The organism is Corynebacterium propinquum DSM 44285 (assembly GCF_000375525.1).
Classification (GTDB): domain Bacteria; phylum Actinomycetota; class Actinomycetes; order Mycobacteriales; family Mycobacteriaceae; genus Corynebacterium; species Corynebacterium propinquum.
Window position 1 is genome coordinate 1 of the sequence record NZ_AQXC01000019.1, and the last position, 10,976, is coordinate 10,976.

Here is a 10,976-nt window from a genome sequence, read left to right on the forward strand (position 1 = left end):
GCGATCATGGCCGGTTAAAGCGGATCCTGGGGCCGAAAGGAGCATTCAAAAACCAAACGTCTGCCTACCGGACGTTGAAAGGGATGGAAGCGATGCACTCATTGCGGAAGGGGCAGGGCACGATGTTTGCCTATGGTCACCCGAATCCGGATGCAGTGATTGTTAGCCGGGTATTCGAGACGGCCTGACAACACAGGCACATAGCGTTGATCACACAATAAAAACGGAGCTTTCTTGGCTCCCGCCCCAAGTTGCAACAGCACCCATGCCTTCAATGGCAAGCGGTCTGGACAGATACTTCTTGAATCGGCACGGTGTCATTACGGGCGGGGGCCAGAACAACGTCCCTGGACATCACATCTAGGCGTTCTGCGATGAAGGTTGGATCCCAGCCGGGATTGAAAGTGTCGACGTGGGTGAATCCGAGCCGCTCGTATAGGCCACGCAGGTTCGGGTGGCAGTCGAGCCGCAGCTTGGCGCACCCCTGCGTTCGCGCGGCATGGCGGCAAGCCTCGATCAGCGCGGAGCTGACACCCCGGCCCGCATGTGTCCGTCGCACCGCGAGCTTGTGCAGATATGCGGCCTCCCCCTTGAGGGCGTCGGGCCAGAACTCGGGATCCTCGGCCGACAAGGTGCAACAGCCGACGATGCCGTCGCTGCAACTCGCGACTAGGAGCTCGGATCTCAGGACGAAGGTCTCCGCGAATGTCCGGTCGATCCGCGCGACGTCCCAGGCGGGCGTTCCCTTGGCGGACATCCACGCCGCAGCGTCGTGCATCAGCCGCACAACCTCGTCGATATCACCCGAGCAGGCGACCCGAACGTTCGGAGGCTCCTCGCTGTCCATTCGCTCCCCTGGCGCGGTATGAACCGCCGCCTCATAGTGCAGTTTGATCCTGACGAGCCCAGCATGTCTGCGCCCACCTTCGCGGAACCTGACCAGGGTCCGCTAGCGGGCGGCCGGAAGGTGAATGCTAGGCATGATCTAACCCTCGGTCTCTGGCGTCGCGACTGCGAAATTTCGCGAGGGTTTCCGAGAAGGTGATTGCGCTTCGCAGATCTCCAGGCGCGTGGGTGCGGACGTAGTCAGCGCCATTGCCGATCGCGTGAAGTTCCGCCGCAAGGCTCGCTGGACCCAGATCCTTTACAGGAAGGCCAACGGTGGCGCCCAAGAAGGATTTCCGCGACACCGAGACCAATAGCGGAAGCCCCAACGCCGACTTCAGCTTTTGAAGGTTCGACAGCACGTGCAGCGATGTTTCCGGTGCGGGGCTCAAGAAAAATCCCATCCCCGGATCGAGGATGAGCCGGTCGGCAGCGACCCCGCTCCGTCGCAAGGCGGAAACCCGCGCCTCGAAGAACCGCACAATCTCGTCGAGCGCGTCTTCGGGTCGAAGGTGACCGGTGCGGGTGGCGATGCCATCCCGCTGCGCTGAGTGCATAACCACCAGCCTGCAGTCCGCCTCAGCAATATCGGGATAGAGCGCAGGGTCAGGAAATCCTTGGATATCGTTCAGGTAGCCCACGCCGCGCTTGAGCGCATAGCGCTGGGTTTCCGGTTGGAAGCTGTCGATTGAAACACGGTGCATCTGATCGGACAGGGCGTCTAAGAGCGGCGCAATACGTCTGATCTCATCGGCCGGCGATACAGGCCTCGCGTCCGGATGGCTGGCGGCCGGTCCGACATCCACGACGTCTGATCCGACTCGCAGCATTTCGATCGCCGCGGTGACAGCGCCGGCGGGGTCTAGCCGCCGGCTCTCATCGAAGAAGGAGTCCTCGGTGAGATTCAGAATGCCGAACACCGTCACCCTGCTGCGTAACATCGTTGCTGCTCCATAACATCAAACATCGACCCACGGCGTAACGCGCTTGCTGCTTGGATGCCCGAGGCATAGACTGTACAAAAAAACAGTCATAACAAGCCATGAAAACCGCCACTGCGCCGTTACCACCGCTGCGTTCGGTCAAGGTTCTGGACCAGTTGCGTGAGCGCATACGCTACTTGCATTATAGCTTACGAACCGAACAGGCTTATGTCCACTGGGTTCGTGCCTTCATCCGTTTCCACGGTGTGCGTCACCCGGCAACCTTGGGCAGCAGCGAAGTCGAGGCATTTCTGTCCTGGCTGGCGAACGAGCGCAAGGTTTCGGTCTCCACGCATCGTCAGGCATTGGCGGCCTTGCTGTTCTTCTACGGCAAGGTGCTGTGCACGGATCTGCCCTGGCTTCAGGAGATCGGAAGACCTCGGCCGTCGCGGCGCTTGCCGGTGGTGCTGACCCCGGATGAAGTGGTTCGCATCCTCGGTTTTCTGGAAGGCGAGCATCGTTTGTTCGCCCAGCTTCTGTATGGAACGGGCATGCGGATCAGTGAGGGTTTGCAACTGCGGGTCAAGGATCTGGATTTCGATCACGGCACGATCATCGTGCGGGAGGGCAAGGGCTCCAAGGATCGGGCCTTGATGTTACCCGAGAGCTTGGCACCCAGCCTGCGCGAGCAGCTGTCGCGTGCACGGGCATGGTGGCTGAAGGACCAGGCCGAGGGCCGCAGCGGCGTTGCGCTTCCCGACGCCCTTGAGCGGAAGTATCCGCGCGCCGGGCATTCCTGGCCGTGGTTCTGGGTTTTTGCGCAGCACACGCATTCGACCGATCCACGGAGCGGTGTCGTGCGTCGCCATCACATGGGCTCTGTTGCAAAGATTGGCGGCAGTCAGAGGTAGGCTGTCGCTCTGCGCCGATCAGGCGGCTGCTGCGAAATGGTGGTTGAGCATGCCCATGGCCTCCGTCAGCGCCGAGGGCCCAATGCCAAAAGCTCTCTCCACAAGGCGCACCTCGCCCCTGATGCCGGGCTGCAGGCACCAGGGGCGAGCCTGTCCTTTGCGCAGGGCTCGCATGACTTCGAATCCCTCGATTGTGTACACTGAGTGCTTCGGCAGGTCTTTTGGCTCTGAAATTACAGCCACGGGATGTCCGAAATAGTGTGCCATTATTGTGACTGTTTCACAATTAGCGAATTGACGATTGTGGACAGCGGGGGTTAGTTTTTCCAGACGATTTTGACTCGCGTGGGGTCGAATCGTTTGTTTCCGGCCGTTCCGGGAAGGATGTGGATCTCCATCATCAGCTGCGCAAGCCGTCACTTATCCTCCACCGAGGCTTTATTCCACCCCTGGCGGAAGTCCACATCCTCGTTGGGTAACGAGCACATCGCCTACTGCTGGCGGGAGATTAAAAAGGCGCGGTCAGCGGGCATGGAGGTGCGGGTCCATTGGGTTCGCAGCCACAGCGACCATGTTCTCAACGCGTTTGCGGACCACGCGGCGGTTAATGCTCGACGCTGCAAGCAGTGGGGGATACGAAAAAGCGTCTAAGCAAGTTCCGGTGGCGGATTCAAAAGGACCTGCGCGCGGCGCCCGAAGACATGGACGTGTGAAGTTTTGGTATGCCCTGACTGCCAAAGTGCTTTAAGAACGCCACTTATCAGCTGGACGATCTAGGAGTTGCGTGGCTTTTAGTCGTTTCACTCGGTCTGGGTTGATAGCGAGAAAATTTCCGGCCATCTTGAGATTTGGGCTGTATCCCTTGAATGAAAGTTTGCTCGAGGACTCCAGCTCTGGCCACATTCCGGCGGATTGAACGATAAGTTCGGGGTTCGCGCGTCGTTTACTCCAAAGCTCATTGGCATAGCGGAGAACTGAATGACAATACTGTGCGGTAGATTCAGTCAATCCGCTCAGGATCGTGTGAGCTGGTTGCATAAGGAGGAGGTCTTGGATTCCTTTTCGGGCAGTTCGGTACATCGATTCGCTTTCTGCCCACCCTGGTTGTAGATAAAAGGGTCGAATGACTGATTCACCCGGATTTTGATGGGGACCTTTCGTATGAGCGGTCCAGTTGACGAATGGGGCGCGGTGAACAATTGTGCTGCGATATTGCCTAAGCCAGGGGAGCCAATCTTCTGGACCATGCCTTTGCCAGTCTAGGAATAGTCCTAAGAGGTTGTTTTGTTCTTGTCTCCCGGCAGTTCCGACGTCGGCAAAAATTCCTGGGCGAAGTGTGTTGCCGGATTTCCCGTTTTTGTGAGCTTTGGCTGCGATATCTAAGATTCTGCCGCAGTCGGTATGGAGGAGTTTTTCTTTGAACCCGCCGACTGCGACTGTGACTGCTGCGAGCCGGTCTAGTGCTTGTGCGAGTGAGATGAGTGAATGGTCTTTAAATACGTGGAGCAGCTCGTTGTTTGGTGAATGAAAGACCGTGCTCAACTCTGGCGGAATTGGATCCCTCGCGCTACGGTCAGAGTTCTGGACATGGGCAATTTTCATATTCTGAGAGAGTTCGAGTTCTCTGAATTTTTCATTGCACAATGCGCTGGTGGACAGTGCTGTTTCGACACCGCTGATTGATGATAGGAGATACTCGCCGATTAGCGCGGAGTGCTTCCAATTGATTTGATCGGTCATCCATCCGATACCTGCCTTGTCCTCGTCGAGGTCGTTGAGGACGCTGTTGTACAACACTTGAGAGGCTCTTTTGGCGGCTTCGATGTGTGGTTTAGTCATGTTTCTATCAAACATCATTAGTTGAAGACGCGTCGCAGAAACGATGTCCTGCATAGACCTTAGGTCAAGTCCTGGGAAGTGGTGTATCTGGCTTTCGAGTATGTGGTTAGTTTCGGGGGCGGGGTTGGGTAAGCATTAGGCGGCGATCTCCTTGTCGTCGGTGGGAGTGTCGTCGACGAGGTTGGCAGCGATGATCTTCTTGGTCTGGGTCAGGCTTGTTAGCGATATGTAGCGTTTTTGCTGGATCCACTCATCGTGTTGTTTCGCAAGGACGGCCCCGACCGGCCGGATGACGGCTTCACGGTGTGGGAAGATCCCGACGACGTCGGTGCGACGTCGGATTTCTCGGTTGAGCCGTTCGGTGGGGTTATTGGACCAGGTCTTGGTCCATACCGGTTTCGGTGCGGTAGTAAAAGCTAACAGCTCATCGAGTGATTCCTCTAGGTAGTCGGCCACGTGAGGAAGCTTCTGCCCACAGAACTCTACATGCGGTATGGCAAACCTGCCTCAAGATGACGCGGGTGAAGTTGATCGGTGGTGGAAACTCAGACAAATGCGCAGGTAATTGAATGATTTGTTTTGTACCGGTTGGAGCCGGTAATCTATAAAAGCCCATGACGGGCCACGCTTTGACGTGAAGGTACACAACCCACACAGGGTTACTGATTTGAAGTGACTTTAATGTCACTACTGACCAGGATTTTTTCTGGCTGGCGCAGGCGTTTGTCTGTGTTCTCGTGGCACACCCGTGTCGCGAGTCGGTAGCTGTGTGAAGGAGGGTTGATGGAAATTCCGTCAGCGCATTTTGGCCGTAAGGCCCATCGGGTAGTGCCCGACGACGCGATTGTGCGCGTCGAATTACGCTTGCCTGCGCCATTCGTGGCGAAGCTTTCTACTGAGTCAGCGAAGCGCGGGTGCTCCATGTCGCATGTGATGACGCAGTGGCTTTCCGAAGCAGGTCGCTTCCGTGGTGATGATAGTCAGGGTGCAGGGGGTGCATCTGTGACCTAAGACTGCTTATCGGACAAATCCGAAAACAAATTCAGGGCCCGATCCTGCAAGATCGTGCCCTGCGGTCACGAAAATTTTTGTCGAAATTTTCGTGAGTATATCCATTCAACACGTTCTACCTATGTGAAGGAGATGGCTCAATCTTGTCATGCCTAAATGCGTTTTGCAATCGCGAATTTTCCAGTGCTCCCGTCGTCGTGGAATCGGGGTGCGATCATGGGGCGTTTTAAGGCCTTAGCAGCAGCACCAAGCTCCGAACCAACCAAGAGTGGTCGAGCTGGTGGTACGGCGACGTTGACGGTGGTGGCCGGAGATATAGCACCTGAGCGTGTGCGACGCTTGACCCGCCGGACCGTCCCTGATGCAGATCGGTATGCCCGACTTCGGGATGTGGGGATCCGGCGTCCTGTAGGCCCGTTGCGTTCGCAGGCAATCGAGAGGGCCGCGCTGGTCCAGGCCCATACGCGCGAGCTTGATGAGGTCGCCGATGCGAAAGCGTGCCGCGTGTTAGCGCGGTATCTGTACGACGAGGGGCTGGTATATGGTGTGGTCGATGAGGAGCGAGCCTTGGTCAGGGAGGCTGTCGATCGATGGCTTTTTAGAGATGACGTTTTCAATCGTCGAGCACAGCGCACCTATCGCACTATACTGTACGCCGCAGGTAGGGCACTGTATCCGAACCAATTTCCAGAGCCGCACCGCTCACGCGGTCCGCGTCGGAAGGCTGTCGCGCCAGCTTCCGAGCCACTGGCAGATGAGCTGTACGCCATCGTGCCCTCGCTGAGCGGCTCTTTGCGCCAGCAGCTGCTCGTGATTTTGGATCTCACCACCGGAGCGGGTTTGTCGGCAGGAGAAATCCGACGTCTCCGCGGAACCGATATCACTGCGCTAGAACTTCAGGAAAGAACCGTCGTCGTTGTTGCGGTACGCAAAAAGGGCGTGGTTAGTCGGGTGGTGCCGGTCGTGTGCCCTATTCGTGGGCACCGTCTGCTCACCCGCGCCCAAGAGGCTGGCGGTGGGTTCGTCTTTCCCTGTGTGGGGCAGACCATGCCACGCAACGCAATTTGTCATGTTGCAGATAGGTTGGATGAGCAGGGTTTTCCGCGTTTTAATGCGGCCGCATTGCGAAATCGTTGGGTGGTCGATTTGGCCACAGATCCGGCTATACCCGCAGCAATGCTGCTTAAGCTCGCTGGCATCGCGGATTTACGGATTCTGCACGACCTGGATGAATCGCTGCCGGACTATTCGTCCGCGGATATCGCGCATGCGCTGCTGCGGACCAAGGAGGCTGCAGAGGTATGACGATCGCACTACAGGAACAAAAGTTGACCTTTTCGCGCACCTACCTGGAGGAATGCGCACAAGTGATCGACAAATCTGGAGCACATACGTTCATCGATTTTTATCGACGGCAGGCAAAAGGAATCGGTGGGCGCACGGCAACTGGCCCACGCTACTCCATCTTTGCCGTCTTAACGATAGGACTAGCGCTGATTGGTACTCAACGTGCGCCGTCCATGGCAGAGATCTGGCGTACCCTCTGGGATCTGGATAGCGACACTCAGCAGCGACTGGGTCTTGACCTGCACGGATATAGTGGGGAAGGAACCTACCGCGCATTCGCCATGTGGCTGACCAGATATCTGGAACCGCTGGATTCTCTACCGGATATCCGTGCCCGCCGAGACAAAAACGGAGCTCATCGTCAAACGATGGCTGCGCGGACCGAGGAGCAGCAGCAGGCCTCAGTGGTCGCCAGTGAGCGCCTCCACCAAGTTGTTAATGCCATCGTAGCTGGGTCTATCGATGACCCGTCCCCGTCGGGATACAAGGGCGACGTGGTTGCGGATGAGACGATCATCGATTTGGCTGGTCAATCCCAAGGGCTGGGCAGCCGCGACGATAAGCAACGCGGTGCAGCATACTCCGGCGCCTTCTACATCCGCGATCGCGAGGACCACTCCCTGCATGCCGAGGCCGGAAGCCGACGCATCACCAAAGGCGGTGTAGGCCTCGGTGTGACTGCAGTCAGTCGGGTCGGGCCACCCCAGGCGGTCTATGGCATACCGTCGGTGATCACCGCCATATCAATCGACAAACCAAGCTCCGGGTCGGTGATGAGCTTGGAGCGTGCTCTTCGCTTCCACCAAGAAAATGGCTTTGACCAGCGCACGAAACGCGGTCGGATCCCTTTTCTCACCGTGGACATGGGCTACAACGTCAAACGTCAGTTTTCTGATGTTGTACTCGATGCGGGGTACGCGCCTATTGTGCGGTATCCAATCTCGTGGCGCACCATCATGGCCTCAGATGCGCCAGGAACGACTGACATGTCGAGCGGCCCAGTCCAGATCGCAGGCGATTTCTACTGCCCCATGGCCCGTCACCTGGCAGGTGACGGGAAAATCACCCGCCGTACTGTGGATCTTCTCGACGAACCGGACGGTTTCGAACAGCATGATGCACAGATGGAAGCCCTATTTCCACTGCTGATGGGCACGAATTCGCGTCCGTATCGTAAACGGGCGACCCGCGGTAGACCCAGTAAACAAGAAGTTGAAGGTGATCTTCCGGTGAAAATCGATCTGGTTTGTCCCGCCGTCCAAGGCAGGGTGAAATGCCCGCTTAAGCCGGCTTCCATGGTTTCTGCCGAAAATGGAGCCCCTACTGTTGCACCGTCCTGGGATGCCACACGGTACCGGTGCTGCTCAAGCTCGAGTATTACTCAAACCTACACGCCTGAGCAGTGGAAACGGGCCCAGTGGGGGCTAGTGCCAGGCTCGTGGGAGCACACCGTCTACTACGAATCCGCACGTGCCATTACTGAACAACGGTTTTCCATTATGAAATCCCACTACGTCACAGGTATGGATAACCTGAGGCGCGGCGTTCGGCGAGAGCCAATGCTCTATATCACCATTGCTCTGTGGATAGCTGCAACAAATCGGGCTATTCAGGATTCATACGCTAGGCGGCGGCCATCGGAGGATTCGATGAAAAAGCGCCTGCGCATGATTGAAGAAGACCTTGGTCGTACCCCGGTAAAGGCTCCACCTCGAACCTAAAAGGTCTGGAAACTATTTAGCACGCATGTACTAACACTCGTCCTGCTTCGGCAGGGCGAGTTTCTTCTGCCGTCAACGGGAGGGCAAAAGTAAAAAAGTTTGCTTGCTGAGGCCACTTATAGCACGGTCTTTCATCGACTTTTTGGCCTAGTTGAGGCGGAATTTATTCTCGGGAGATTACATAAGTGCTGCTCGGGAGCTGTACACAAGAATTACCGTGTGACCATGGGATGTGAACAGCACACCATGAGCAGTTGAACAAACTGCACCACCGGAAGTAACAAACTCGAAAGGGTATGTTACCTCCGGTTTCTTTCATTTTTCAATCTTTGAGGTGCGAAGATTGCACGCGTGGGGATTGAGGGTGTGAATCCCACTGTCGTGGGTTTGATGAGGTAGTCGATGTTGCGGAAGCTTTGGCATCGGCGTGCGTTGTGCTCCGTACGTTGTTTCAAAAACGGGTTTCATCAAACGGAACAAAACCTGGGACACTTCATATCCCACCCCAGGCCTAATGACTTGGGTGCAGCGGCAACGCTCATCCGATTTAGGCAGAGTCGTTGCAGGATCCAGTGGGTCACCTGGTCCGTGGTCTTTGAATTGTCGGGCGTGCAGGCAAGGCCAGCACGGAAGATCTTCTGCAAGCAACGCTTGTTGGTGCACCGGTAGCGTGGAAGGCGCACATGAAGTTGTTGGGTGGCCGACGATGGGCAGATCGACCAGGCTGCGGATGACGTGGTCGCGGAATACTCCAGGCTGCCCGCAGGTAGGGCATTCATTGATCGGCTCGACGGGTTCGGCTTCAATAACAGTGACGTCACCGTTTTCTGTGGCACCGGTGATAGTAGTTCCTAGTTTTGCGGTGCGGCAGATGGTATCGACGATGACATTTCCGTTAGGCTGCACAGTAGGTCCTTAGTTTTGTACGGATGGATTAGATACCTTTTTCCTACAAAGCCAAGGACCCCAATATCTTGTGCCACGCCCGAACCCCCGGCGAACTAATCAATGCACTCTAAAACCGGAAGAGCCCTTTTAGTACTACTGGTGGATTTCGGTTTTGGTGGGGATTAACGCCGCCGGCTTCGGTTTTTCCGTTGAGGAGGTCGTTGACTACTTCCCGATGGTGAAATGGGTCGATGGTGAGGTAGAGAGGAACCAGTCACCTGGAAGAGATCGATCCAGTCGTTGGTGTGCAATCTGGGAGGTAGGGTCGCGGGGTCGATTCCTCGCGAGCGCAACCATGATTGTGTTTCTGAACGTGATGAAAACAACCCTGCCCTTCGGAGAATTTCCCCTATCCCGCGTCCCCGGGCAGTGAAAACGGTGTGCACCATCGCCTGAAAGGCTTTGCGCTGCTCTATCGGAATCTTCGGGTCACCCACCCGGCGGATCACTAAGATCCCCCCGTCAACGTTTGGCTGTGGCCGGAAAGCAGGCCTTGGTACCCGAGAACCCAGGTGAAATGTGAACCATGGGGACCACTGAGCCGTCATCATCGTGCTTGCGCCTACCCCGGCCCGGCGGCGAGCGACTTCCCACTGCATGAGGAGTACAGCGTCAGTCCATGCTGGCGCATGCAGCAACTTTCGAAGAATGGCAGTGGTGAGGTGAAAGGGAATGTTTCCCACAATGACGCAGGGAGTGGCGGGTAACCGGAAGTTAAGGAAATCATCATGGACCACTTCGACCGCCGCCGAGGAGGTTTCTTGTGTGATTTTGGCAGCTAGTTTTGCGTCCACTTCAACTGCCGTTATCGCCCTCCCCAAGTGGGCCATCGGGTGAGTGAGGGCACCGCTTCCTGGTCCGATCTCAATGATGGGGCCGGAGGTTTGTTTCACAAGGTCGATGATGGAGTTGATGATCTTGTGGTTGGTGAGAAAATTTTGGCCATGCTCGTGACGGCCGTGTCCGTATGCAGACATCAGGTGTGCTCCTTGGATTTGAAAGGGAGCCGGGCATGACAAATAGCCGCCCGGCTAAAGGACCGGAGCGGTTTTTAACCTACGGGGTAGGAAACCGCCTTAGCGGTTGGTGCGCAACCGCAAGAAAGCGGTACCTGAAATCAACATGGGTCTAATTATATCCATTTAAAGGTGCTGTTGCAACTTGGGGCGGGAGCCAAGAAAGCTCCGTTTTTATTGTGTGATCAACGCTATGTGCCTGTGTTGTCAGGCCGTCTCGAATACCCGGCTAACAATCACTGCATCCGGATTCGGGTGACCATAGGCAAACATCGTGCCCTGCCCCTTCCGCAATGAGTGCATCGCTTCCATCCCTTTCAACGTCCGGTAGGCAGACGTTTGGTTTTTGAATGCTCCTTTCGGCCCCAGGATCCG

8 protein-coding genes and 6 pseudogenes are annotated in these 10,976 nt (G+C 56.5%); 5 read left to right on the forward strand and 9 right to left on the reverse strand.

The window, feature by feature from the left end; genetic code table 11:
• Positions 1-188 (forward strand): annotated as a pseudogene (locus tag B142_RS0111275) (IS6 family transposase); the annotation flags it as partial.
• 83 nt (positions 189-271) lie between these two features.
• Here B142_RS0111275 and B142_RS0111280 read toward each other — a convergent pair.
• Entirely contained in the window at positions 272-847 is a 576-nt protein-coding gene (locus B142_RS0111280) for a GNAT family N-acetyltransferase (RefSeq protein ID WP_018121655.1), read from the reverse strand.
• A 127-nt stretch (positions 848-974) separates the two neighbouring features.
• The gene (sul1, locus tag B142_RS0111285) at positions 975-1,826 is read right to left on the reverse strand and encodes a sulfonamide-resistant dihydropteroate synthase Sul1 (protein ID WP_000946487.1); all 852 of its coding nucleotides are present in this window, start codon (positions 1,824-1,826) and stop codon (positions 975-977) included.
• 101 nt (positions 1,827-1,927) lie between these two features.
• Here sul1 and intI1 point away from each other — a divergent pair.
• A pseudogene (intI1, locus tag B142_RS0111290) lies at positions 1,928-2,683 on the forward strand (class 1 integron integrase IntI1); the annotation flags it as partial.
• A 54-nt stretch (positions 2,684-2,737) separates the two neighbouring features.
• On the opposite strand, the pseudogene B142_RS0111295 reads toward intI1, so the two are convergent.
• The 3 genes and pseudogenes from B142_RS0111295 to B142_RS0111305 form a co-directional block, all read right to left on the reverse strand.
• Positions 2,738-2,914, reverse strand: a pseudogene (locus tag B142_RS0111295) (IS6 family transposase); the annotation flags it as partial.
• A gap of 549 nt (positions 2,915-3,463) precedes the next feature.
• Positions 3,464-4,612: a hypothetical protein gene (locus B142_RS0111300; RefSeq protein ID WP_018121658.1), complete on the reverse strand. Its 1,149-nt coding sequence runs from the start codon at positions 4,610-4,612 to the stop codon at positions 3,464-3,466.
• Positions 4,613-4,693: 81 nt separating this feature from the next.
• A pseudogene (locus B142_RS0111305) lies at positions 4,694-5,026 on the reverse strand (transposase); the annotation flags it as partial.
• Positions 5,027-5,341: 315 nt separating this feature from the next.
• Between B142_RS0111305 and B142_RS0111310 the strand changes: the two are divergent.
• From B142_RS0111310 to B142_RS0111320, 3 genes are all read left to right on the forward strand, one after another.
• On the forward strand, positions 5,342-5,569 hold the full coding sequence (locus tag B142_RS0111310; RefSeq protein ID WP_018121660.1) for a hypothetical protein: 228 nt from the start codon (positions 5,342-5,344) through the stop codon (positions 5,567-5,569).
• A gap of 156 nt (positions 5,570-5,725) precedes the next feature.
• Positions 5,726-6,874 carry a hypothetical protein gene (locus B142_RS0111315; RefSeq protein WP_018121661.1) on the forward strand — a complete coding sequence of 383 codons (1,149 nt, stop codon included), beginning with the start codon at positions 5,726-5,728 and terminating at the stop codon, positions 6,872-6,874.
• Positions 6,871-8,637, forward strand: coding sequence for a hypothetical protein (locus B142_RS0111320; RefSeq protein ID WP_018121662.1), 1,767 nt, complete (start codon positions 6,871-6,873; stop codon positions 8,635-8,637). Before B142_RS0111315 ends, B142_RS0111320 begins: the two co-directional genes overlap by 4 nt.
• 488 nt (positions 8,638-9,125) lie before the next feature.
• On the opposite strand, the pseudogene B142_RS13785 reads toward B142_RS0111320, so the two are convergent.
• The 4 genes and pseudogenes from B142_RS13785 to B142_RS13435 all read right to left on the reverse strand — a co-directional run.
• Positions 9,126-9,543 (reverse strand): annotated as a pseudogene (locus tag B142_RS13785) (transposase family protein); the annotation flags it as partial.
• A 164-nt stretch (positions 9,544-9,707) separates the two neighbouring features.
• On the reverse strand, positions 9,708-10,562 hold the full coding sequence (erm, locus tag B142_RS0111330) for a 23S ribosomal RNA methyltransferase Erm (RefSeq protein ID WP_016459102.1): 855 nt from the start codon (positions 10,560-10,562) through the stop codon (positions 9,708-9,710).
• A 99-nt stretch (positions 10,563-10,661) separates the two neighbouring features.
• On the reverse strand, positions 10,662-10,727 hold the full coding sequence (locus B142_RS14325) for an erythromycin resistance leader peptide (RefSeq protein ID WP_071569110.1): 66 nt from the start codon (positions 10,725-10,727) through the stop codon (positions 10,662-10,664).
• An 81-nt stretch (positions 10,728-10,808) separates the two neighbouring features.
• Positions 10,809-10,976: pseudogene (locus B142_RS13435) on the reverse strand (IS6 family transposase); the annotation flags it as partial.